General features: G+C 42.5%; 21 protein-coding genes. 14 read left to right on the top strand and 7 right to left on the bottom strand.

The features are described from left to right. The first annotated feature begins 2 nt into the window (after positions 1–2). Positions 3–1016, top strand: a complete 1014-nt coding sequence (locus tag ACXAC4_RS00730) for a site-2 protease family protein (RefSeq protein ID WP_475164005.1) — start codon at positions 3–5, stop codon at positions 1014–1016. A 63-nt stretch (positions 1017–1079) separates the two neighbouring features. Here ACXAC4_RS00730 and ACXAC4_RS00735 read toward each other — a convergent pair whose 3' ends face one another. Beyond that, positions 1080–2390: a short-chain fatty acid transporter gene (locus tag ACXAC4_RS00735; RefSeq protein WP_475158355.1), complete on the bottom strand. Its 1311-nt coding sequence runs from the start codon at positions 2388–2390 to the stop codon at positions 1080–1082. A 292-nt stretch (positions 2391–2682) separates the two neighbouring features. On the opposite strand from ACXAC4_RS00735, the gene ACXAC4_RS00740 reads away from it, so the two are divergent. Next, positions 2683–2922 (top strand): hypothetical protein, encoded by a 240-nt coding sequence (locus tag ACXAC4_RS00740; RefSeq protein WP_130255620.1) that lies wholly within the window; start codon positions 2683–2685, stop codon positions 2920–2922. On the opposite strand, the gene ACXAC4_RS00745 is transcribed toward ACXAC4_RS00740, so the two are convergent. Continuing rightward, a complete protein-coding gene (locus tag ACXAC4_RS00745) occupies positions 2905–3816 on the bottom strand; it encodes an AEC family transporter (RefSeq protein WP_475158356.1) in 912 nt (303 codons plus the stop codon). The genes ACXAC4_RS00740 and ACXAC4_RS00745 overlap by 18 nt on opposite strands. A gap of 132 nt (positions 3817–3948) precedes the next feature. Between ACXAC4_RS00745 and ACXAC4_RS00750 the strand changes: the two genes are divergently transcribed. After that, on the top strand, positions 3949–4320 hold the full coding sequence (locus ACXAC4_RS00750) for a YacL family protein (protein WP_475158357.1): 372 nt from the start codon (positions 3949–3951) through the stop codon (positions 4318–4320). A gap of 20 nt (positions 4321–4340) precedes the next feature. On the opposite strand, the gene ACXAC4_RS00755 is transcribed toward ACXAC4_RS00750, so the two are convergent. After that, positions 4341–5057 carry a 2OG-Fe(II) oxygenase gene (locus ACXAC4_RS00755; protein ID WP_475158359.1) on the bottom strand — a complete coding sequence of 239 codons (717 nt, stop codon included), beginning with the start codon at positions 5055–5057 and terminating at the stop codon, positions 4341–4343. Between the two features lie 29 nt (positions 5058–5086). Between ACXAC4_RS00755 and ACXAC4_RS00760 the strand changes: the two genes are divergently transcribed. Beyond that, the gene (locus ACXAC4_RS00760) at positions 5087–5476 is read left to right on the top strand and encodes an acyl-CoA thioesterase (RefSeq protein WP_475158360.1); all 390 of its coding nucleotides are present in this window, start codon (positions 5087–5089) and stop codon (positions 5474–5476) included. On the opposite strand, the gene ACXAC4_RS00765 is transcribed toward ACXAC4_RS00760, so the two are convergent. From ACXAC4_RS00765 to uvrA, 3 genes are all read right to left on the bottom strand, one after another. Continuing rightward, positions 5457–6599 carry a hypothetical protein gene (locus ACXAC4_RS00765; RefSeq protein WP_475158362.1) on the bottom strand — a complete coding sequence of 381 codons (1143 nt, stop codon included), beginning with the start codon at positions 6597–6599 and terminating at the stop codon, positions 5457–5459. The two genes, ACXAC4_RS00760 and ACXAC4_RS00765, sit on opposite strands and share 20 nt — an antisense overlap. 53 nt (positions 6600–6652) lie before the next feature. Further along, the gene (locus tag ACXAC4_RS00770; protein ID WP_475158363.1) at positions 6653–7774 is read right to left on the bottom strand and encodes a hypothetical protein; all 1122 of its coding nucleotides are present in this window, start codon (positions 7772–7774) and stop codon (positions 6653–6655) included. Positions 7775–7916: 142 nt separating this feature from the next. Continuing rightward, complete coding sequence (gene uvrA, locus ACXAC4_RS00775; protein ID WP_475158364.1) at positions 7917–10736, bottom strand: excinuclease ABC subunit UvrA; 2820 nt, start codon at positions 10734–10736, stop codon at positions 7917–7919. A gap of 127 nt (positions 10737–10863) precedes the next feature. On the opposite strand from uvrA, the gene ACXAC4_RS00780 reads away from it, so the two are divergent. The 4 genes from ACXAC4_RS00780 to ACXAC4_RS00795 all read left to right on the top strand — a co-directional run bounded on the left by ACXAC4_RS00780 (position 10864) and on the right by ACXAC4_RS00795 (position 15594). Continuing rightward, positions 10864–11643: a substrate-binding periplasmic protein gene (locus ACXAC4_RS00780; protein WP_475158366.1), complete on the top strand. Its 780-nt coding sequence runs from the start codon at positions 10864–10866 to the stop codon at positions 11641–11643. Positions 11644–11711: 68 nt separating this feature from the next. Next, complete coding sequence (locus tag ACXAC4_RS00785) at positions 11712–13079, top strand: MFS transporter (RefSeq protein ID WP_475158367.1); 1368 nt, start codon at positions 11712–11714, stop codon at positions 13077–13079. Between the two features lie 17 nt (positions 13080–13096). Then, a complete protein-coding gene (gene ssb / locus ACXAC4_RS00790; protein WP_475158369.1) occupies positions 13097–13762 on the top strand; it encodes a single-stranded DNA-binding protein in 666 nt (221 codons plus the stop codon). A 176-nt stretch (positions 13763–13938) separates the two neighbouring features. Further along, positions 13939–15594, top strand: a complete 1656-nt coding sequence (locus ACXAC4_RS00795) for an EAL domain-containing protein (protein ID WP_475158371.1) — start codon at positions 13939–13941, stop codon at positions 15592–15594. On the opposite strand, the gene ACXAC4_RS00800 is transcribed toward ACXAC4_RS00795, so the two are convergent. Next, complete coding sequence (locus tag ACXAC4_RS00800) at positions 15580–16494, bottom strand: 1-aminocyclopropane-1-carboxylate deaminase/D-cysteine desulfhydrase (RefSeq protein ID WP_475158372.1); 915 nt, start codon at positions 16492–16494, stop codon at positions 15580–15582. The two genes, ACXAC4_RS00795 and ACXAC4_RS00800, sit on opposite strands and share 15 nt — an antisense overlap. Before the next feature lie 213 nt (positions 16495–16707). Here ACXAC4_RS00800 and ACXAC4_RS00805 point away from each other — a divergent pair, with 213 nt between their 5' ends. From ACXAC4_RS00805 to rng, 6 genes are all read left to right on the top strand, one after another. Next, the gene (locus ACXAC4_RS00805; protein ID WP_475158373.1) at positions 16708–18777 is read left to right on the top strand and encodes an SUMF1/EgtB/PvdO family nonheme iron enzyme; all 2070 of its coding nucleotides are present in this window, start codon (positions 16708–16710) and stop codon (positions 18775–18777) included. Positions 18778–18845: 68 nt separating this feature from the next. Continuing rightward, positions 18846–19889 (top strand): rod shape-determining protein, encoded by a 1044-nt coding sequence (locus ACXAC4_RS00810; protein ID WP_058028534.1) that lies wholly within the window; start codon positions 18846–18848, stop codon positions 19887–19889. Continuing rightward, complete coding sequence (gene mreC / locus ACXAC4_RS00815; RefSeq protein ID WP_475158375.1) at positions 19889–20728, top strand: rod shape-determining protein MreC; 840 nt, start codon at positions 19889–19891, stop codon at positions 20726–20728. Before ACXAC4_RS00810 ends, mreC begins: the two co-directional genes overlap by 1 nt. Next, a complete protein-coding gene (mreD, locus tag ACXAC4_RS00820; RefSeq protein ID WP_138481646.1) occupies positions 20721–21200 on the top strand; it encodes a rod shape-determining protein MreD in 480 nt (159 codons plus the stop codon). Before mreC ends, mreD begins: the two co-directional genes overlap by 8 nt. Then, complete coding sequence (locus tag ACXAC4_RS00825) at positions 21197–21775, top strand: Maf family protein (RefSeq protein ID WP_475164008.1); 579 nt, start codon at positions 21197–21199, stop codon at positions 21773–21775. The genes mreD and ACXAC4_RS00825 overlap by 4 nt, the downstream gene beginning before the upstream one ends. Then, on the top strand, positions 21768–23240 hold the full coding sequence (gene rng / locus ACXAC4_RS00830; RefSeq protein ID WP_421965186.1) for a ribonuclease G: 1473 nt from the start codon (positions 21768–21770) through the stop codon (positions 23238–23240). The genes ACXAC4_RS00825 and rng overlap by 8 nt, the downstream gene beginning before the upstream one ends. Positions 23241–23255 lie beyond the last annotated feature (15 nt).

A 23255-nucleotide genomic window follows, 5' to 3' on the forward strand; every position in this document is an offset into this window, starting at 1 on the left:
TCATGACTCGGATTGAACTTAACGTGGCTGGACAGCCAATTTCTCTGATTTTTAATCAACAACAAATCATTCAAGTTTTTCATCAACAACAAGCCTTAGTGCTTGAATCGGAATCTGAGCATCTACAAAGTTGTCAGATAAACGAACAGGCAGTGAACTTTAATACTTCACAGCTTGCACAAGGGCTGCTAGGTGTTGCTGTGAATGCACAACCGCCACAGTGGCTCGAAGTGCCTCATCAACAAGCCGAAAGTAAGCGAGGCTGGTTGGGTTTAGCGATGCTTAGCTTTAAAATTTTCAAGAGTGCTAAGGTCGTAAAGGCTGCGCTTGCGGGAGCGTCAGTAGCAGGCTATGCATGGTTATTCTCATTGGAGTTTGCCCTGATGATCATTGCCTGCTTGGTGGTACATGAATATGGTCATGTGCGTGCGATGAAGTACTTTGGTATCAAGACGAAGGGTATCTATTTAATTCCTTTCGTAGGTGGCTTAGCGGTCAGTGATGAAAAAATTACAACCCGTTGGCAAGATGTGGTGATCTCTTTAATGGGGCCTGCATTTGGCTTAATTACCTCCGTGTTGGGAGTGGTGCTGTATTACGCAACAGATATGGAAATCTTTGCCGGTGTCGCCGTGCTTAGTGCACTACTTAACTTATTTAATTTATTACCAATTCTACCTCTGGATGGCGGTCACGTACTAAAAAGTATCAGTTTCTCTATGCGTTCTTGGGTGGGACTATTGGCCTGTTTTGGTGGGGTGTTACTGGGGCTTTATATCAGTTGGACATTTGGTTTGATGCTACTGGTGTTTTTTATCTTTATAGGCAGTTTGGAGATAGTGTTTGAATGGCGTGAGCGTCATATTTCTCATCTGTTACCCCTTGATAGATATGGTCAGATTGTCTCAGCGCTGATGTATGTGGTTGTAGCTGTAGGGCACATTGCAGTGATGATGCACTTTGCAGATTCAGACAATGTGATTTTAAGCTTACCAATGAAGATCTTATCTAATTAATTAAGTATGTATGTCGCCGTTGATGATTTTAACGACGACATATTTTCAATCACTCTGTATTACTTAAGCGAAGGTGAGTATTGCGGCAATGATAATACCACTCACTGCTAACTGGATCAGACAAAAGCCCATGATATCTTTGGCCTTTAAGCCTGCAATTGCTAGCACAGGCAATGCCCAAAATGGTTGAATGAGGTTAGTCCAAGCGTCACCCCAAGCAACAGCCATCGCTACGCGATTTATCTCAGCGCCTAGCTCTATCGCTGCAGGTAAAACAATCGGGGCTTGCACAGCCCATTGACCGCCACCTGAAGGGACAAAAATATTCACCAAGCCGGCACTAATAAAGCTCCAAAATGGCAGTGTGTCAGCGTTACTCATTGAGACAAAGACATTGGAAACTTGTTGAGCGAGACCAGAGTCTTTCATGATTGCCATGATCCCAGCATAAAACGGAAATTGAATAATAATACCGGCACCACCGCTCACTGCTTCTTGCAAGCTTTTAAGTAGATTAGCTGGCGTTTGATGAAGCAAAATAGCTAAAAATAAGAATAAGCCGATCACACTATTTAGATTGAGCCCACCACCGAGCGCAATAAAGTAATAGCCCATATAACCACAGCCCAAGGTGCCAATGAGTATGCCGAGTAACTTACTGTGTTCTAGTTTTTCAGCTGGGGTATCGATATTAACAACCGTAGCCTTTTTTTCTTCAAGCTTTTCTTTATCAACAATGATTTGTTGGTCTTTAGGCGGAAGTAGTAAGGCATTTAGAAGAGGAAGTACAACCAGTAATACGGCCATTAAAATTAAATTAAAATGCGCAAACAGGGTATCTTGCGTTGTAATAACCCCAATACTGTCGATAGAAAAATGGCCTTCTGTTGCAATGGTTAAGGGCACTGAACCCGATAACCCACCATGCCACACAATAAAACCAGAATAGGCACTGGCGACTAATATGCGGTAATCGACTTGTACATGTCGAGCGAGCGCTTTGGCAAATAATGCTCCAACAACCAATCCAAACCCCCAGTTTATCCAACTGGCAAGCATAGATACTAAGGTCACCATGACAATTGCTGTAGAGCCTGAGCTGGCTTTTTGCGCGAGTTTATCAAGCAGAGACTTACAAACAGGCGTACTAGCTAGCATAAAGCCCGCTACGAGTACCATTAACATCTGCATCGCAAAGGTCAGCAATGCCCAAAAGCCTTGGCCCCAAGATGTGACGGCTTGCTCAAATGAAAAAGGAGTTAAGGTAATGCTGAGTGATAAAACAACCAGTGTTAATAAAAGTACGATAACGTAGGGGTCGGGTAAGTAACGTTCGACCAATTTAGTAACGGGCTGAGAGAGTTTAAAAAGCATGATGAAATCCTGTTATTATTCTTTTAGCTATCAAGACATTAATCTTGTGCTTTGTTATCTATTAAGCATAACTAAATATCGAATGGACTGCTTTACTATTTATATCTAAAATTCAGTATGTTAAATGACGCCCAATAAAGTGAGTAAAAAAACCAATAAATGGCTTATTAAACCACTTTTATAACTTTGAAATAGAAAGTGATTTACTTAACTATTTGATTTGTATGGGTTAATATTTTTGGCACGATTACTGTTTAGTTAATAACAGAAATCTTAAATAAGAGAGGTTACCATGGCAGAACAAGGTTCAGGCGGTAATGTAATCGCCGCAATTTGTAATATATTTTTTCCTGGTTTAGGCCAGCTGGTACAAGGTCGTATTATTCCAGCACTTATTTTTGCAATCATTGTGTTTGGTGGTTATGCGCTTTGGTTCTTAGTACTTCCAGCGATTATTGCAGCGGTTGCACACTTATGGGCAATCATAGATGCAGCGAAATACACTAGCTATCGTTCACGGTACGAGCGTTAGCAACCATATACTTAAAGTAAAGACGCTGAGCAGTGTTGAGAGCACAACACTGCTGGCAGCAACATCTTGTTTTACGGTTAATTGCCTTGCGACCAAATAAGCATTCACGCCCAGTGGCGATGCAGCCATCAGCGTGACAACGGCAACATGCGCTGCTGGTAGGTTAAACACCCAAGTCGCAAAAGAAAAGACAGCGGCGGGTAGCAGGCCGAGTTTAATAACGCTGATTATTAATGCGCCCTTCCAAGCTTCTTTCACCGAATATTGATTTAAACTTGCACCTAACACAAATAACGCCCCAGCAATTGCTGGCTCGCTTAGTAAATCTAGCCCATTGATGAGTGTTGTAGGAAGTGGAACTGACATGGCATTTGTCACAATACCTAAGCTTATACTCAGTACGACAGGATTGAGCAGTAAAGGCTTTAATAACTCAACCAAGCTCCCTTTCATATTACTACTTAAAGCAAAGGTCAATGCAAATAAGAGTGCACTATGAAAAGTGATCACCATAAACACTAATGCGCCATAATGCTCACCAAGTGCCATGATTATGATGGGCAAGCCAACTAATACCGTATTTGAATAACACCCAGAAAGCGAAAGAACCGCAGATTCAGCCACTGATAGCTTACCAAACACTTTAAAAGCAATGCATACTGTAAAATACACAAGCACCACAGGCAGATAAAAACTAAGCAGCAGGTTGAGTGACAATGCTTGTTGTAAATCGGCTTTGTACATACTAAGAAAAAGAAAAACGGGAATGGCCAAATTGAAAATAAAGGTGCGCAGCCCTTCAAAATGAGCTGAGGACAAGAATTGTATTTTGGCACAAATAAACCCAGCGGTGACCACGAAGATCAGCGGGAACAGAATATCAATTGGGTTCATATCTACTCTAAGTGGTGTCGGAGCGTGAATTATCCTGTTTACGCTATGAAAGCTCAAGTTGCTGGGCAGTTTATGCCATGCAAAGTATAATATTCTTGGTTTATAAGTTTATTAATTTTGAGAGACAGTCGTATGGAGTATCAATTTATTCGTGACCCAATTAGTGGTTTCAGGGTCAAGATCAGTGACGAGCAAGCTTTGATTGGTCGCTGGTTTAACGAAGAACTGGCTCACAATGAAGTTAAAGACTTACTCGCGCAATGTCGTAATATTAAGTCATTAAACACGCCTTTGATCAGACTGGGCAAAGAAGTACGCTTTAAGTTGTGTGAGCAAGAGGCGTTATTTGAAGCGCATAGCTTATTTCATAACAACGATGACTTAGCGCAATATCAAGATGATGCACTTGAGCTAGATGAGCATGGTCTAATGGCGGTTTGTGGTTTTGAAGATTTTGTTGAGCTGTTAGAAGATTGGAGCGAATTTATAGGAAGAAGCCACTAAGGCTTCTTCCAAGGTCAATCTTACATCGTAGCCTGCTCTGGTGGCACACCGTAGATTTGTTCTGCTCTGTTAAATAGCACCCAAGACGTCAATATATACTTATCGTTAGAAACTGGAATACAGCCTCGGTGTGTATGGGTGAAATAAGCCGGTGCGATAACCATAGCGCCTTTTTTAGGGGCTATTTTTTTATTCTGGTAGTGAAACTCAGTTTCTCCCCCTTCTTCAACATCATTCAAATAAAACATAAATAACAGCACGCGATGAAGTGCTTCATTATGACCGACTTGTGGGTAAACCTCACTGTGCCAGTATGGATAACCGCCTTTTCCTGCTTGATATTTTTGCGCTTGAATGTTGCCTAAACGAAATAGCTGTTGGGTAAGTACATGAATTTGTGGTTTACCAACTTCTTCGAAATTATCAACGGTTAAGTCGACTGGTTGTCCTGTTTTTGGGTGGTACACCTTTAAACCGAACGCACCAATCATCATAAAGAAGTGCTCTTCAATATACTTAAACACATGCTGTGCGGTGACTTGTTGAATGTGTTGTAAAGTCTGTGCGTACTCAGGGTGTGCATTTAAATACAGATCGTGACTAATTTTTTTGCTTAGATCGACACCACCAGACGTGACCCCTTGCTTTAGGTGAGGGCTTTGGTCAAACTGCTGCACAAATGTATCGCAAAAGTCAGTTGAGAGTGCGTTGTCGTAAACGCGAATAAAATCTGTCATCTGAGTACCTACAGGATATTAGAATTATTATGTTGTCAGAAAAACTCATGCCGCGTTTTAGTGAAACCGACGTGCTCGGACACATCAACAATACCGCACTACCGGTTTGGTTTGAAGCCGCGCGTGTGCCTATTTTTAAGATTTTTACCCCAGACCTAGATCCAAAACAATGGAAATTGATTGTTGCCAAGGTCGAAGTGACTTTTAAAGGCGAGTTGTTTTATGGTCAAGAAGTCGAAGTTAAAACTGCCATTGAGCGCATAGGGTCAAGCTCATTTGTGATTTTACAGCAAGCTTGGCAGCACGGAACGTGCTGCGCTGAGGGCAAGACCGTGATGGTACGTTATGATTTTGCGAATAAAAGCTCACAACCATTAAGTGAAGATGAAAAACAGCAGCTTACTGCTTTTCTTCTGTAGGAATTGAAGCCGAAGATTTAAATTGGTGGCCAATGGCCACCGAAATACAAGGTTTGACTTCGTATTTATAGGTACGCTCTTGCTCGGACAGTTGCGTGATCTCTAAAATCTCATAATCATTTAGCTCTACCATGCGGCTCCCCTCAGTGACCTGACAGCGAGAATAGCTATCAGCTTCTAGTTCGTAGATAAAATAAGCCAGAATGGTTTTGATTTTATTATCGTAAGCTTCAGCACGTTCAGAGAGTGAAATGGTTGCCGCGTCACCTTCTCCGATATTCAAAGATAAAATTGGGCTTTGATCTTTTTGAGCTTGAGCAATGGCTTGATCGACTTGCTCCGTATGCGCTTCTTTTGGCTTCGCTGGTTCAGACAGTTCTTTGTCAACCTCTTCGGTTACGTTATTACTTACAGTGGTATTGCTAAAACTTTCGATCACATTCGTGAACATGGTACTCATGCCACCAAACATACCCGACGTAAATGTGAACATAAGTACAAAAACAAAGAGCATGACACACAGTGTCATACGCACAAAGCTGGTGATAATTGGAAAGCGGTATTCAGGTGGGTGCCACATGGTGTGTAAACCAAAAGGGCGCATGAATAACAAAAGTAAGACATAAAAAGGCTGCAACAGTGGCACTAATAGTAAAATACTGAGTGTGCTGATGAAGAACCAAGACGGTAAAGACAGCATTAAACTGAGGTTATGGGTATACGGGAAGTGATCGGCACTGACTCCCGTAATATCATTGATTGCGCCTGCAGCATAAGCCAATGCATAGTTGGCGATAAATGCATAGAAGATCAATATGACGGCTTTGCCAGGCAGACTGTCCCAGAACTTCATTAATTTTGGCCACAGCTCACTCAGTAGTGCGATGATAATGATCGCAACCATTAAAAACGTCGAGGGCGAAAACAAGTCATTTAAAAATTGTTCGTTTTCAGAGACTCCAGGTACAGGCTCAGACTCGCTATTTAATAATAGAAAAAACAACGCAATGGCCGTGAAATATAAGCGTTGGGAAAACGTCAGTGACCGCCAGAACGTGAGCCACCGCGTTTTTAAGCTATAGTAAAAACCTGATAGGTGCTTGGGAGAAGGGAGCTTTTCCATGAGTTGGTCCGTTTTTTTATTATTTATCATTGTTAGCAGATCTTTATTCTTAACTAATATAGCGCTTTAGCTTGGCTAGACAAATGAAGTTTTATGCCGGGTGAAATACACGGCTTCACTTCAAAGTGATAGGCTTTTTCTTTACCTTCTATCGGCCAGATTTCCAAAATATCGTAATCATTGAGCTCTACAACACGTCTTCCTGGTGTGACCTGACATCGAGAGTAGCTATCGGCTTCTAGTTCATAAATAAAGTAAGCAAGAATTTGCTTTATACGGTTGTCGTAGTTATTAGCGCGTTCTTGATAGTTATTATTAGCACTTTCGTGTGCATCTACTTCAACTGTATTGCTTTTTGATTTGGTTACAGTTGTGGATATCGTTAAAGCATCTTCGTTTGATGTTTCATCAGCATCTTTAGATCTGCCATAGGCAAGATTTATAGAAGAGAAGTTACCAATAACTGTACTGAAAATGGTTTGCATACTGCCAGAAACCCCTGATGAAACACTGATTAATAAAAATACTATTGCAATAATGGTACATAAGAACATACGAATAAAGCTGGTAATGATTGGGAAGCGATAATCAGGTTTATGCCAACGGTATTGAAGGCCAAAAGGTCTTAGAAGCAAGAGAAAAACCATATAGGCTGGCTGTAATAAGGGGGTTAGTATAAGTATTATAAAAGTACTGATCATAAACCAAGTTGGAATTGACAACATCAGACTTAGGTTATGCGTATATGGAAAGTGGTCAGCGCTGACCCCAGTGATTTGGTTGATAGTACCAGCTGCATAGGCTAGTGCATAATTTGCTAAAAAAGCATAAAAAATAAAAATGATCGCTTTACCTATGGTGTTTTCCCAAAATTTTATTAATTTAGGCCACAGTTCAATTAGCAGGGCCGTAAGTACACACAGTATGTATAAAGCTCCTCCAACGCCAATTGAATCTGAATCATCAGAATGCTCCATTGAGCCTTGAGTATTTTCTGCGCTAGTGTCATGAAGCGTTTCTGCGACCATCTCAGGAATTGCACTTAAAGAAGCAATAAATGCAATTAAATAAAGTTTTTGTGCGAGGGTTAAAGAGCACCAAAAATGTATGATTCTTTCGGCAAAACGCCTAAAAAAACTTGATACTGCTTTGATGTGGTGAGTAGTAGCTTGCATGAATACATCCGTTATTCGTTTTTTTATTTTTATTCTGGCTTTTCAATCTTTCAAAGATAAGAAAAAGGCTTGCCCCTATTATGAAGGCAAGCCTTAAAAAATTAAATAAAATTTAACACTATGCTAATTAGTGCTGCGCCTCTTAAAGCAAGGGTTTTAAATATCTACCTGTGTGAGATGCGTCACATTCAGCTACCGCTTCAGGTGTGCCCGAGATAAGAATTTGACCACCGCCGGCGCCACCTTCAGGACCTAAGTCGACGATCCAATCAGCTGTTTTTATAACATCGAGATTGTGTTCAATCACTACTATAGTGTTGCCATGGTCGCGCAAGCGATGCAGTACAACCAGTAATTGTTGAATATCGTGGAAGTGTAAGCCTGTGGTCGGCTCATCCAAAATATAAAGGGTTTTACCAGTATCACGCTTAGATAATTCTCTAGCGAGTTTCACACGCTGCGCTTCACCACCAGAAAGTGTAGTAGCTGCTTGCCCTAAACGAATATAGGTTAAGCCAACATCCATTAGTGTTTGCAGTTTACGACTGATCGCTGGAATTTTATCGAAAAACTCACGGGCATCTTCAACTGTCATCTCTAGTACTTCATGGATGTTTTTGCCTTTATAAAGTACTTCTAAGGTTTCACGGTTATAACGTTTACCTGAACACACATCACATGGTACGTATACGTCAGGCAAGAAGTGCATTTCTACTTTGATAACACCGTCACCCTGACATGCTTCACAGCGACCACCTTTTACGTTAAAGCTGAAACGACCCACTTTATAGCCACGTGAACGCGCTTCTTGTGTACCCGCAAACAGTTCACGAATAGCCGTGAAAATACCAGTATAGGTTGCAGGGTTTGAACGCGGTGTACGGCCAATCGGGCTTTGGTCAATGTCGATCACTTTATCGAAATGTTCAAGGCCTTGAATGTCTTTGTGAGGGGCAGGCTCAGCCGTGGTGGCCCCATTTAGTGCTGTGTGAGCCAGCTTAAATAGCGTGTCATTAATAAGGGTTGATTTACCAGAGCCCGACACACCTGTGATACAGGTCATTAAGCCAAATGGAATACGCAGGTCAACATTTTTTAAGTTATTACCTGTGGCGCCAAAGAGCTCTAGCCACTTATCTTCTGGCTGGTGGCGTTGCTCAGGGACAACAATGGCTTTTGCACCACTTAAATACTGACCTGTTAAAGATTCAGGTGAATTAAGAATGTCGTCACGCGAGCCTTGTGCAACAACATGACCGCCATGAACACCCGCACCAGGGCCGATATCGATAATGTGATCAGCTGCGCGAATGGCATCTTCGTCGTGCTCAACCACAATTACGGTATTACCTAAATCGCGTAGGTGAGTTAACGTGCTAAGCAAGCGGTCATTGTCGCGTTGGTGAAGACCGATTGAGGGTTCATCAAGCACATACATAACACCGACGAGTCCGGCACCAATTTGACTGGCAAGACGAATACGCTGCGCTTCACCGCCTGAAAGGGTATCGGCACTACGCTCTAGTGATAAATAGTTCAAGCCAACATTGATTAAGAAAGATAAACGGTCGCGGATCTCTTTTAAGATTTTTTCAGCGATTTGTGCACGTTGACCTGTAAGTTCTAACTCATCGAAGAAAGTCATCGCATCACCGATGCTCATTAATGTCACATCTGGCAGCGTTGTTTTGCCAATAAAAACGTGACGTGCTTCTTCACGCAAACGCGAGCCATTACAGCTAGGGCAGGCTTGATTGGTTTGATATTTGGCAAGCTCTTCGCGCACTGAGCTTGATTCCGTCTCACGGTAGCGGCGACTCATATTATTTAGCACGCCTTCAAATTCGTGATTACGGGTGATCACATCACCGCGATCATTGCGATAGTTAAAAGCAATCTTAGTTTTACCTGAGCCCTCCAGAACAACTTTTTGCGCGTCTTTAGATAACTTCTCAAAAGGTACTTCTAAGTCAAAATCATAATGCTCAGCCACAGATTGCAGCATTTGGAAGTAATAGAAACTGCGTTTGTCCCAGCCTTTAATTGCACCACCGCTTAAACTAAGTTCAGGGTTTTGTACCACGCGACTTGGATCAAAGTATTGTCGTACACCTAAGCCATCACAGCTTTGACAAGCACCAGCCGGGTTGTTGAATGAGAATAAACGCGGCTCTAGCTCAGTCATGGCATAGCCACAAGTTGGGCAGGCAAAGTTAGCAGAGAAAGTAAGCTCTGCTTGTTCTGTGTCGTCCATATTCGCAACAACGGCCACACCACCCGATAATTCTAAGGCGGTCTCGAATGACTCTGCCAAACGTTGTTGCAAGCCATCTTTTACTTTAAAGCGGTCTACAACGACTTCAATAGTATGCTTTTTATGTAATTCGAGGGTTGGTGGATCGCTTAAATCACAGACTTCGCCATCAACACGGGCACGAATGTAGCCTTGAGCACTCAATTGCTCGAATAGTTTGACGTGTTCACCCTTACGATTTTTTACCACAGGCGCTAACAGCATCAGTTTGCTGCCTTCAGGTTGCTCCAAAACAGTATCGACCATTTGGCTGATAGTTTGTGCTGCAAGCGGTAAATCATGGGTCGGGCAGCGAGGCTCACCCACACGTGCGAATAGTAAGCGTAGGTAATCGTAAATCTCGGTAATAGTACCGACAGTAGAGCGAGGGTTGTGAGATGTTGATTTTTGCTCAATAGAAATCGCAGGTGACAGACCTTCAATATGGTCTACATCGGGTTTTTCCATCAAAGATAAAAATTGGCGCGCATAAGCTGAAAGCGACTCGACATAACGGCGTTGGCCTTCTGCATATAAAGTATCAAACGCGAGAGAGGATTTACCTGAACCAGATAACCCAGTGATAACAATTAACTTATCACGTGGAATAGTCAGTGAAATATTCTTCAGGTTATGGGTGCGGGCGCCTCTTACTTCTATATTATCCATGATGCTCCAGTAACTGCTTGAGGGTGTAATCAAACTTCGCCACAGTATCGCACATTTTTGTGAAAATTATCGCTTCTTTGTAAAAGCATCTACACTGAATAGGTGGTAAAAATGTGGCTAATAAATTTTGAAAAGACTATACGTACTCCTTCTCTTTTTGGTTTTCAGTCTCACTGTGCAGGCGCTTACGGGCACGCGCATTAACCCTGATTGTAATTTAGTGGTGCGGTTTGAAAATTTTGCCCGCTACAACAACCAAACTGATGCTTTGAGCTGGCATGGTCTAGATGTTGATTTTGCCAAAGCACTTCTAGAAGAAGCAAACTGTAGCTATAAATTTGTAAGTTTACCTTGGGGTCGTTCAATTAAAATGCTTGAGACGGGTGAGATAGCTATGATGTTGAGTATGTCACCAACCAAGCAACGTGAGCGGTTTGCTTATTTTATTGGCCCTCAACGCAACGAGACCATCGTATTTGTTAGTCATAAATCGCGGCCTTACACATTAAGTAGTTATCAAGATTTATTAACTTTGCCCGCGCCTGTCGCAATTCATCGAGATGCATTTTATGGACATGAGGTCGACGCACTGTTAAAAAACACGCCCAATATAGAAGAACGCTTTACAGTGATCACAAATAACAAATTACGAATTAGCATGTTAAAGCATGGTCGAATATCAGGCTTTTTTGCTGAGAAATATAATATGCTCTACCAATCAGAAAATAATCCTGATTATATGCAAGTAGAAATAAACCCTTTTGTGATAAATCAAGAACCGGTTTATATCGCTTTGAGCAAGCAAAGCGTCTCTCCGAAAATTAAAGTGCGCTTGGAGCAGGCTTTAGAGAGACTAAAGCAAACAGGCAAAATTAGAGAAATCTTAAAAAAATACAAATTAGATTAAGTTTTTTGCAACGGCTATTTTTTTGTTAAACTGTCGCGCGCATTTGCGAGTCAGTTATAACGAGAATTATGTCTAACCAATCATTAAACGCCTTAGAAAAACGCGCTGCTTTTTCGCTAGCCAGTGTATTCGCATTCAGAATGCTCGGTTTATTTATGCTGATGCCTGTACTCGCCATTTATGGTCAGTCACTTGAGCATGTCTCGCCAATGTGGATCGGTTTAGCAATCGGCGCATATGGTTTAACTCAAGCTTTATTGCAGATCCCGATGGGCTGGTTATCCGATAAAGTGGGGAGAAAGCCAGTCATTATTGGTGGCTTAGTCGTGTTTGCTATCGGCTCAGTGATTGCCGCTGTCGCAGATTCAATTTACTGGGTAACGGTTGGCCGAGCTTTACAAGGTATGGGCGCCATTGCCAGTGCTTTGTTGGCTTTAGCTGCAGATTTAAGTCGAGATGAACAACGCCCTAAAGTGATGGCCGTGATAGGTATGTGTATCGGCCTAAGTTTTGCGGTCGCTATGTTACTTGGGCCAATGGTGGCGTCATCATTTGGTATTGCAGGCGTATTCTGGTTAACGGCAGGGTTGGCAATTTTAGGCATTGTGATTGTGTCTTTTGTGGTCCCTAATGCATTAAATCGCGCCCCAAAAGGCGATACAGTCGCGTCAGCTACTGATATAAAACGACTGGCAAAGCATCCGCAGTTACTTCGCTTAGATCTTGGTGTGATGTTACTTCACCTCACACTCACAACTTTATTTGTGGTTTTGCCTGGTCAGTTAATCATTGGCGGCTTAGCGGCTGAAAGCCACTGGCAGCTTTATATTCCCGTTTTATTGGCTGCATTTATTTTAATGGCGCCTTTAATGATCATTGCCATCAAAAAACAAAAAGAAAAACAGGTCTTTTTACTTTCTATTTTCGTGCTAATTTTTAGTGTGTTAGGTCTTATTTTATTGCCAACGTCAATCATGAGTATTGCTTTGTGCATGTTGTTATACTTTATTGCTTTTAACTTCCTTGAAGCGACCATGCCGGCCTTGGTATCGCGCATAGCGCCGGCAAATCAGAAAGGTTCTGCAATGGGCGTTTTCTCATCGGGGCAATTCTTCGGTGCGTTTTTAGGTGGTGTTTTAGGGGGTTATCTAGCGCAAATCGGTGAAGCGAATACAGTGTTTGCGGCTGCAGCAGGAGTTGGGGTAATATGGCTATTTATTGCATGGCAAATGCAGATCCCTCCTAAGAGTAAAGTGATCAGTTTAATGGTTGATTTATCCGACCCACATAGAGCCGAGCAGTTAGCTGAGCAATTGGTGGCGCTACCGGGAGTGATCGAAGCAACAATGGTAAACGATGAGAATCGCAGTTACCTAAAAGTAAATGATAAAGAATTTGATATAAACCAAGCAAAGCAAATACTTGGCTTGAATTAGTGTGAGGAGAGTGCGTCATGGCACGCGGTGTAAACAAAGTAATTTTGGTTGGTAACTTAGGCCAAGACCCAGAAGTTCGTTACATGCCAAATGGTAACGGTGTAGCAAACATCAGCATTGCTACAACAGATAGCTGGAAAGATAAAAACACAGGGCAAATGCAAGAGCGTACTGAGTGGCACCGTGTAGTGTTGTTCGGTAAATTAGCTGAAGTTGCAGGTGAATATTTACGTAAGGGCTCACAAGTTTATATCGAAGGTCGCTTACAGACTCGTAAATGGACAGACCAAAGCGGACAAGAAAAGTATACAACAGAAATCGTTGTAGACATGGGCGGTCAGATGCAAATGCTTGGCGGTCGTGGCGAACAGCAAGGTGGTGGTCAGTATCAAGGTCAGCAGTCTGGTGGTTTTAATAATCAACAGTCTCAGTATAACCAAGCACCACAGCAACAGCAGGCTCCACAACAGCAAGGTGGTTTCGCACCGCAGCAGCCAGCGCAACAACAAGGCGGCTTTGCACCTCAGCAGCAATCGGGCCAACAGCAAGGCGGTTTTGCACCGCAACAGCAGTCGGGTCAACAGCAAGGTGGATTTGCACCTAAACCGCAATCAGCACCACAAGGCGGCGCATCAAACCCGATGGAGCCACCAATTGACTTTGATGATGATATTCCGTTTTAACGAGTAACTCGTTTATAAAACGAAATAGATTTAATAAAACCCTGCTTTTGCGGGGTTTTATTTTTTCTATCAGTTAATATTATTTGCCAGTCACCTAATACTAGGCTTTCCGTGCACTAAACTTGAGTTTTTAAGACTTGTGAACAACACTTAGTCAATGTTGATTGAGGTGTTGTATGGTGATGAAGCCGCTATTTAAACGCGTAACAGACACATTATCTAAGTGGTATTTAGCAATTGCCTCGATATTGCTCGTATGCTTTCTTAATGCATTACTCATTCATTTGTTCCACCTACAGATCCATCAAAAAGGCATGCAGTTTGTTCAGCAAGTGAGTTTACTGTCTGAAGTTGAACGAACAGACGACAAACTAGATATATTGGCGCGACAATTTAGCTTGAAGTTTGTTTCATTCGGCACAAAGCCAAGTTCAAATATAAAAAGCCTAGACACCTTTGAGTTTGCGGGCTCAACAATTTACGTACAACACCCAAAAGTATTGCAGGAGTATGCAAGCACTTTAGTGATGTTTAATTTGTTATTTATAGGTCTAATTGTGTTTGGCTATCGCTGGTGGCTGATATATAGAGTGAGACCAAAACCATTTCTTCGCCAACCACAGAAGTCTTTGCCTGTCGAAAGAGAAAATGTGCTGCCTTCAATCCAGCAACCAAGATGTACAGACGAGAATTTGTTTAGTATTTTTGCGTTGATCAAATGGAGTTATCACTTAGAAGAAGGTATCGACGCACAGCAGCATTTCGCGATTCAATTCCACAAGCACTTTTCTAAATATGCCAAATGCTCAGTTAAATACTTAAACTCAGGTGCTTTGGCGGTCACTATCGAGCAAGTTGCTTGGGGGGATGTCTCAGCTGTCAGTAAAAAAATGCACGAAGTGGTGTATCAGATCCTATTTGCCATTCGCGGCGACCTTTCACGTAAAGTGGTTAAATTAGGTGCTTGTTACTATCAGTCAAAATGTGATCAAACTCAGGTTTATCAGCTTGCACGCTCTGCACTGAGTGTTGCGACTAATAACGTGTGGCAGCATATTCACCTTACGCCACTCAATAAAACGCACGAAATATCTATGCAAAACTCAGAATCAGACTTCATTAAGTATATTGAGAATGGCCAGTTTATTCTCTTTTTCCAACCCTTATTCTGTTTTGCGACTCAAGAAATTACTCAGAGTGAAGCATTATTAAGAGTGAGGCATGAGAAGCTAGGTTTAATTGCGGCCAAGCAATTTGTTCCTCAGTTACATAGCAAGGAAAGCTTGTGGACATTAGACACTTTTATTGTTGAGCACACTTTTAAGGTATTGAGTAAAGATAAAAGCCATTTGTTAGCGAGTGTGAACATTCATACTATTAATTGGTGCGATCCCAAGTTTGCTAATTGGCTTTTGGAAAAGTTAGCACAAAGTCAGTTGGCAAAACGGGTGTTATTTGAAATGACCTTAGATGATTTTTGTCAGCAACGTGTATTACTTGAAGACATAGTGTTCAGACTTGAAACAGTTGGTACGGGGTTAGTACTTGATCAAGTATCAGAATCATTTAACGTAAAAGATTTAAAACAGGTTAAATGTATCAAAGCATTAAAGCTATCTTTTGATCTTGTTCATAACATAGATGAATCACATGCCCAGCAAAAGGTTGTACGTCATATCGTTAGGCAGGGCAAACAGCTTGGCTTACCTGTTTATGCTGTGGGGGTTGAAACACAAACCGAACTACAGTGCTTACAGCGCTTAGGTGTAAAAGGGGCTCAAGGATATTATTTTTCAGAGCCTCTTCAGCAGTTAGAGCTAGCGGGTTATTAAGCCGCGATATCTCAAACCATCAAGACCTTGCAAACCGCCAGTATGTATAGCCATGATACTACTGCCCTGTGGGAAGTAATCTTGGCTTATGAGTTGCCATACAGCAAAGAGCATTTTACCTGTATATATAGGCTCTAAAGGCAGTTGGTATGTTTGCCTCATAAGTTGACAAAATGTCCAAACATCCTCTGTGAATTTACCATACCCACCATAGTGATGATCTGTTAATAACTGCCATGGTGCGCCACTGTGGTTATCTGTCAGTAGTTGCGCGATTTCTTGATTTAGATAGTCAGCTTGCTTTAAGACAGCGATGCCCATAACTTGGGTATTGTGTGCGCACCCTTTGGCAAGCCCCGCGACAGTACCGCCACTACCTGTTGCACAAATCACATAGTCTGATTGAGGTAAACTTTTCGCTAATTCAGCCACACCGCTCAGTGCCGCTTTATTAGTACCACCCTCGGGTATGATGAAGCTGTTAGGAAATTCAGTTTGTAGGCTTTTCAGATAAGCAGAGTCATGGCGCATTCGATACGTTTTGCGGTTTACCGCATATAAGTTCATATCACAAGCACGGGCCATCTTAATGGTTGGGTTATTTTCATCGATGTCTGGCCCTCGAATAATTGCGTGACCAGTTAAGTTGAAAGTTTTACATGCCATTGCACTGGCATATAAATGGTTTGAGAAAGCACCGCCAAAGGTGACGAAAGAGTCATAGCCTTTGCTTTTCATATTGATCAAGTTGTATTTGAGCTTGCGCCATTTATTACCAGAAATGACAGGGTGCAGTAAGTCATCTCGTTTAATTGCGAGCTTGATCTTTTTTTGTTCAAGTAACGGATGTTGAATTTCTTGAACAGGAGATTCAGGCAATACAAACTGATTATTATCCATACTAATGATGATTGAGTGTAAAACCTCAGTCTAACAGCTGAGATCTTGAGATGAAAATATTTCTAGAAAGGTAGCAAGCGGGTGGATAATAGTTGTAAACTCACATATTAGTGTGTTCAAAGCTTGTGTTTTACTGTTTAAGTACATAGCATAAAGCATTAATTATAAAAAATAACAAAGACCAAATAATCGCCGCTTTTGGGAATGGAAAATATGCGAATCGCTCCTTTATCTCTCTTGATATCTGCTACTTTACTGGCAGCCAATGTATTTGCACAAGATACCGCGACCGTCACAGCAATTGAAGCTGAATTGTCAGTCAAGCAAAACGAATTAGAAAACTATACTCAGATTTTAGATAAGCATCTCAGTGAAGAAACACGTTTAGTGTCACAACTAGACTTACTAAGAAACCGTTCTACCGAGCTAGATAAAGAAAAAAACCAAGCGCTCGATGCAATGAACGAGTTATATCGTAGGCTTATCGATGATCCTTCTTTAAACATCTCAGCCGCTCAAACGCGATATCAAGAAGCGGTTGCTTTACATAAACAGAATAAAGAAGATATCACCATGCAATTGGCGGCGATTGCATCACATCGACAAGATATCAAACAGATTCGCATTACCAAACACACCTTAGTTAACACTCTTGAAAGCTTAAAAGACCAATTAAGCACCGCCCGAGTCGAGCGCTTAAGAAACGAATTTAGCCGTGAAGGCACGCTAGAAATCGAACATACCATTAACTGTAAGCGCACAGAAACGCTAGCGGCATGTGAGCAACGTGGTCAGCAGATGGGTCTGCAAAAGTCGACGCAACGTTTTATTGACCAGCTATTTGCAAACTTGACTGAGCAGCGTTTAGTTGAGCCAAAACGCAACTTAGCTGGTGCGCAAGTGAAGGTAGTGAGCAGTCATGTCACCGCAAGCTCTTTCAGTGGTCAAGGTAATTACAGCGTAAACTTGAGTGTAACGATGCGAGGCGATGTGAATGCTAGTCGCTTATGTGGCTTACTGAGCGTCGATAACCGCTTCTGTTCAGAATACGGCACGCCATTATCTGGTGGTATTGGGTATCAAAATAGTTACCCAACAACGTTCTCTGACACCCAGTTTAATTACGCAGAAGATAACACTGTGACGCAGCAACCGCGCACGGTTATGCCTGTGGTAGAGCGAGCGCCAACACCTGTTGCATCAGCGCCAGTTCAGAAACAAACAGATAAGCTGGTTGAGCTAACATTGCGCTCTAACGTTTACGACGATGAAGTATTTATTAATGGTGTGAGCTACGGCTCAACAAAACTGAATTTACAAATCCCGGTTGGCATGCATGAAATTGAAGTGCGTAAGTTGGGGTATGAACCTTATAAAACACGTGTGAACATTCGCCGTGCACAAACTATCCATGCGCAGCTTGTAAAAAAGCCTAGAGCGGCAAAGGTAGCTCAACCTTTGTCGTCGAACCCAAAAGTCGAGACTAAAAAGGTAGAGCAACCTGCAGTAAGTCTAGTTTCAGAGTCGCCAGTTACATCTCAGGCAGTGAGTTTGGTTAATCAGTCAGTGAACAACCAAATCAGTATTATTCCTGCGGGCTCATTTAAGATGGGTGACTTAACAGGCAATGGTTTGGCGAATGAAAGACCCGTTGTTGAAAAGGTGTTGAGCAACTCATACGCGATGCAAAGCAAAGAAGTGACGGTTTCTGAATTTCGACGCTTTGTACAAAGCACTGGGTTTACAACCGATGCTGAAAAAGCAAAAGGGTGCGCTTACTACCGAAACGGCGAACCAGTATGGGAGCTAGATTATAACTGGCAAAACCCAGGTTATGAGCAAAGTGAGAACTTTCCGGTTGTTTGTGTGTCTTATGAAGACGCAAAAGCTTATGCAAACTGGTTATCTGGGGAAGAAGGCAAACAATATCGTTTACCTAATGAGGTTGAGTGGGAGTACGCAGCGCGTGCAGGCACAACGTCAGAATACCCTTGGGGTAATGAGATTGGTAAAAACCTAGCAAACTGTGGTTGGTGTGGCAGTGAATGGTCAAATAAGAGTGCAGCCCCTGTTGGTGAGTTTGCACCTAATAACTATGGCCTATATGACACGGTAGGTAACGTGTGGGAGTGGACACAAAAACGTGCCTCTCAGAATGATGTAACTGTACGCGGTGGCGCTTGGAACTTTGCACCAAGTCTTGCGCGTGTATCGACACGTTTGGCGTTAGCACCCGATTTCAGAGCAAATTATATTGGCTTTCGTTTAGTACGAGAGCGCTAAAAATTATTAGTGGCAGCCTATTTGGCTGCCACTGTGTTTAAAAGAATTCTTTAAGGTTATTCAACCTCATGTTTAAAAAATTACGCGGATTATTCTCTAACGACCTATCAATCGATTTAGGTACGGCAAACACCCTTATTTATGTTAAAGAAGAAGGTATTGTACTAAACGAACCTTCAGTAGTGGCCATTCGTCAAGAACGAGCTGGTGGGCCTAAAAGTGTGGCGTCAGTGGGTACTGCGGCAAAGCAAATGCTCGGTCGTACACCTGGCAACATCAAAGCAATTCGCCCAATGAAAGATGGGGTGATTGCTGATTTCTATGTGACTGAAAAAATGCTACAGCACTTCATCAAGCAAGTGCACAATAATAATTTCATGCGCCCAAGCCCACGCGTACTAATTTGTGTACCTTGTGGTGCAACGCAAGTTGAAAAGCGTGCTATTCGTGAATCTGCAATGGGCGCTGGTGCACGTGAGGTTTACCTAATCGAAGAGCCGATGGCTGCTGCAATTGGTGCTGGCTTACCAGTATCTGAAGCAACGGGTTCTATGGTTGTTGATATCGGTGGTGGTACAACCGAAGTTGCGATTATCTCGTTAAACGGTGTGGTTTATTCATCATCTGTGCGTATTGGTGGTGATAAGTTTGATGAAGCGATCATCAACTATGTTCGTCGTAACTTTGGTAGCTTAATCGGTGAAGCAACGGCAGAGACTATCAAGCATGAAATTGGTTCGGCATTTAAGAGCGAAGAGCCTATTGAAATAGAAGTTCGCGGCCGTAACCTAGCGGAAGGTGTACCACGCTCATTTACTCTAAACTCACACGAAATTTTAGAGGCACTTCAAGAGCCGTTAATGGGTATCGTGAGTGCGGTAATGGTTGCACTAGAGCAATCTCCACCAGAACTTGCTTCTGATATATCTGCGCACGGTATGGTGCTGACTGGTGGTGGCGCGCTACTAAAAGACTTAGATAGACTACTTATGGAAGAAACAGGTATTCCAGTTGTGGTTGCTGACGACCCGCTAACTTGTGTTGCTCGTGGTGGTGGTAAAGCGCTTGAAATGATTGATATGCATGGTGGTGATGTATTTAGTTACGACTAATGAACTTATTATTTGGCCGTACGATATCACTACAATTTAGGCTGACCGTCGCGGTCATTTTAAGTATTTTACTAATACTTGGTGATCGCTATACGAGCGGCGGTACTGTGCTGCGTACCAGCTTGCATACACTGGTAAGTCCCCTGCTGTACTTTGCTAATGTGCCTTATGAGGTGTTGAGCCTAGGTGCGCGCAGCTTACAAACTCGAGATCAACTGCTTGACGAAAACCAAGCGCTCAGAGAAAAGCAGTTACTTCAGAGTGAGCAGCTGCAACAACTACAATTTCTACAAAAAGAAAATCAAGAGTTAAGAGCGTTATTAAATGCCTCTTCGCGTGAGAAAAGCTCGCGTCTTATTGGTCAAGTACTCTCTGTGCATTCAAATCGATATAGTCATCAAGTGGTGATAAACCGAGGCACTATAGATGGTTTGCAAGTAGGGCAAGCGGTTATTGATGAGCTTGGTATTGTAGGTCAAGTGACGCATACCGGTACCACAACTTCTCGCGTCTTACTCGTGACAGACACCACACACGCAACGCCAGTCCGTATTTTAAGAAATGATGTGCGTACGGTCGTTGAGGGTATGGGTAAATTAAATCAGTTAACCCTGTCACATGTACCTCATAGTTTGGATGTCAGAATAGGGGATGTATTGGTGACTTCAGGGCTAGGTGGTACTTTTCCTGAGGGTTACCCAGTTGCAGTTGTAACCTCCATTGATCGTGATGAAAGTGTGCCTTTTGCGAAAGTGTATGCGGAGCCAATTGCACAATTAGACCGAGTCCGCTTATTGGTGGTATTGGGCAAACAACGCTTGGAAAATCGTAATGATTAAGCGTCATTATTTATTGATTTGTTTTTCACTTTTTTTAGCATTAGTCATGGCACTGATGCCGTTACCCTTGTCTACAGATATCTTTCGACCTGACTGGGTACTGCTAGTGCTCATGTATTGGTCGTTGGCTTTACCCCACCGAGTTAACATTGGCTGGGCGTGGGTGACAGGGCTTATTATTGATTTAGCAACCGGCTCGCCGCTGGGGGTTAACTCATTGTGTTACTCGATATGTATTTATATTACCGTGAGTAACTTTCAAAAAATTCGTAACTTTTCGATTTGGCAGCAAGCAGTATTAGTTGGTTTGTTCTTAGCCTTATATCATTTGCTACAATTTTGGTTGAATCACTTCTTACTCGATATTTATTTTAATCCTGAGTATTTATGGCCCGCCCTGACGGGGATGTTTTGTTGGCCGTGGATCTTTTTACTACTGCGTAAATATCGAAGACAATTTAGGATCAGATAATGACCACGCTTTACCTCGCTTCAGCTTCAGCAAGACGTAAACAACTGCTTGCGCAATTGGGCTATGAGTTTACTCAGTTTTCAGTCGACGCAGATGAATCGCAACTCGCTGGAGAAACGCCAATACAATTAGTTGAACGTTTGGCGCGTCTTAAGGCTCAAACAGGTGTGGCTATGAGGTATGATGATAAACCCGTGTTAGGCAGTGATACAGTGGTTGTAGTAGATAATTTAGCGCTGGGTAAACCTGTTGATGAAGCCGATTTTATCGCCATGATGCAGCGTTTATCAGGTCGAACTCATCAAGTTTTAACCGCCATTGCCGTTGCCGATAATCACAAGGTATTGAGTCAAGTTGTGGCGACAGATGTGACGTTTAAAGCGCTTACAGATAAAGAAATTACCGCTTATTGGCAATCAGGCGAGCCGCAAGACAAAGCCGGTGGTTATGGGATCCAAGGTCTTGGAGGTCGTTTTGTTACCCAGATGTCGGGTAGCTATTTTGCCGTAGTCGGCTTACCTTTATATGAGACAGATGAATTAATAAAAGCATTTATAGCGGGGGCGCATGAGTAGTGAATTATTAATTAATGTGACACCAAGTGAGAGTCGTGTTGCATTAATCGAAAATGGCGTGCTGCAAGAAATACAAGTTGAGCGAGTGGGTAACCTAGGTATTGTAGGCAATATTTACTTGGGTAAAGTAAGCCGAGTGCTACCGGGTATGCAGGCCGCCTTTGTAGATATAGGCTTAGAAAAAGCTGCATTTCTACACGCTTCTGATATCGTCAACAGTGCATCTGTTGAGGAAGGCGTGGACGATCAGCCCGTCAAAAAAGTACAAGATATTCGTGAATTGGTTAAGCAAGGCCAATACATCATGGTACAAGTGGTAAAAGATCCACTGGGCACCAAAGGGGCACGTTTAACCACAGACATTACTATTCCTTCGCGTTATTTGGTGTTTATGCCAGATGCCACGCATGTTGGCGTAAGTCAGCGTATTGAAACCGAAGAGGAACGCAGTCGGCTTAAAAAGATTGTGGCGCAATACAATGATGAAAATGGTGGTTTCATCGTTCGTACTGCTGCCGAAGGCGCGACTGAGGCTGAACTGCAACACGATGCTGAGTTTTTGAAAAAACTATGGCAGAAAATCATTGGCCGTCGTCGAAAAACCAGTAAAGCAGCAATTTTGCATGAAGATCTGACTCTGGCATTTAGAACATTACGTGATTATGTTGGTGAAGACATGGAGCGTATCCGTGTTGATTCAAAGCTGACTTATCAAGAGCTTAAAACCTTCACCGAAGAGTTCGTTCCGCTGTTGTCTAATGCCTTAGAGTACTATCCAGGTGAAAGGCCGATTTTCGACTTATTTGACGTTGAGAGTGAAATTCAAAAAGCGCTTCATCGAAAAGTGGAATTAAAATCAGGCGGTTATCTAATCATAGATCAAACCGAAGCGATGACGACGGTTGACGTAAACACAGGAGCGTTTGTTGGTCATCGTAATTTAGAAGAAACCATTTTCAATACCAACGTTGAGGCTACATCTGCAATTGCGCGTCAACTAAGACTGCGTAACCTTGGTGGTATTATTATTATCGACTTCATCGATATGGTCTCAGATGAGCACAAGCGTCGAGTATTACATTCTCTAGAAACAGCACTAGCGAAAGACAGAGCAAAAGCCAATATTAACGGTTTGTCGGCTCTAGGCTTAGTTGAAATGACACGTAAACGAACGCGCGAGAGTTTAGAGCACATCTTATGTGATGTATGTCCATCATGTTCAGGCCGCGGCTCATTGAAAACCGTTGAGACAGTTTGCTATGAGATCCTACGTGAAATTGTGCGAGTAAACCGCGCATATGATGCTGATAAGTTCATGGTTTATGCATCGGCAGCGGTGAGTGAAGCGTTAATTAATGACGAGTATCACAACCTTGCAGAACTTGAACTGTTTATTGGTAAACAAGTTAGCATTCAAACAGAGAACTTGTATAGCCAAGAGCAGTTTGACGTTGTCATGATGTAAGGCGATTAAACACCC

The organism is Pseudoalteromonas sp. AWM4_233 (assembly GCF_056158285.1).

Bases quoted from the DNA above. Each gene is read 5' to 3' on its own strand.
- ACXAC4_RS00730 (WP_475164005.1), top strand. From the start codon at position 3: ATGACTCGGATTGAACTTAACGTGGCTGGACAGCCAATTTCTCTGATT.
- ACXAC4_RS00735 (WP_475158355.1), bottom strand. From the start codon at position 2,390: ATGCTTTTTAAACTCTCTCAGCCCGTTACTAAATTGGTCGAACGTTAC.
- ACXAC4_RS00740 (WP_130255620.1), top strand. From the start codon at position 2,683: ATGGCAGAACAAGGTTCAGGCGGTAATGTAATCGCCGCAATTTGTAAT.
- ACXAC4_RS00745 (WP_475158356.1), bottom strand. From the start codon at position 3,816: ATGAACCCAATTGATATTCTGTTCCCGCTGATCTTCGTGGTCACCGCT.
- ACXAC4_RS00750 (WP_475158357.1), top strand. From the start codon at position 3,949: ATGGAGTATCAATTTATTCGTGACCCAATTAGTGGTTTCAGGGTCAAG.
- ACXAC4_RS00755 (WP_475158359.1), bottom strand. From the start codon at position 5,057: ATGACAGATTTTATTCGCGTTTACGACAACGCACTCTCAACTGACTTT.
- ACXAC4_RS00760 (WP_475158360.1), top strand. From the start codon at position 5,087: ATGTTGTCAGAAAAACTCATGCCGCGTTTTAGTGAAACCGACGTGCTC.
- ACXAC4_RS00765 (WP_475158362.1), bottom strand. From the start codon at position 6,599: ATGGAAAAGCTCCCTTCTCCCAAGCACCTATCAGGTTTTTACTATAGC.
- ACXAC4_RS00770 (WP_475158363.1), bottom strand. From the start codon at position 7,774: ATGCAAGCTACTACTCACCACATCAAAGCAGTATCAAGTTTTTTTAGG.
- uvrA (WP_475158364.1), bottom strand. From the start codon at position 10,736: ATGGATAATATAGAAGTAAGAGGCGCCCGCACCCATAACCTGAAGAAT.
- ACXAC4_RS00785 (WP_475158367.1), top strand. From the start codon at position 11,712: ATGTCTAACCAATCATTAAACGCCTTAGAAAAACGCGCTGCTTTTTCG.
- ssb (WP_475158369.1), top strand. From the start codon at position 13,097: ATGGCACGCGGTGTAAACAAAGTAATTTTGGTTGGTAACTTAGGCCAA.
- ACXAC4_RS00795 (WP_475158371.1), top strand. From the start codon at position 13,939: ATGGTGATGAAGCCGCTATTTAAACGCGTAACAGACACATTATCTAAG.
- ACXAC4_RS00800 (WP_475158372.1), bottom strand. From the start codon at position 16,494: ATGGATAATAATCAGTTTGTATTGCCTGAATCTCCTGTTCAAGAAATT.
- ACXAC4_RS00805 (WP_475158373.1), top strand. From the start codon at position 16,708: ATGCGAATCGCTCCTTTATCTCTCTTGATATCTGCTACTTTACTGGCA.
- ACXAC4_RS00810 (WP_058028534.1), top strand. From the start codon at position 18,846: ATGTTTAAAAAATTACGCGGATTATTCTCTAACGACCTATCAATCGAT.
- mreC (WP_475158375.1), top strand. From the start codon at position 19,889: ATGAACTTATTATTTGGCCGTACGATATCACTACAATTTAGGCTGACC.
- mreD (WP_138481646.1), top strand. From the start codon at position 20,721: ATGATTAAGCGTCATTATTTATTGATTTGTTTTTCACTTTTTTTAGCA.
- rng (WP_421965186.1), top strand. From the start codon at position 21,768: ATGAGTAGTGAATTATTAATTAATGTGACACCAAGTGAGAGTCGTGTT.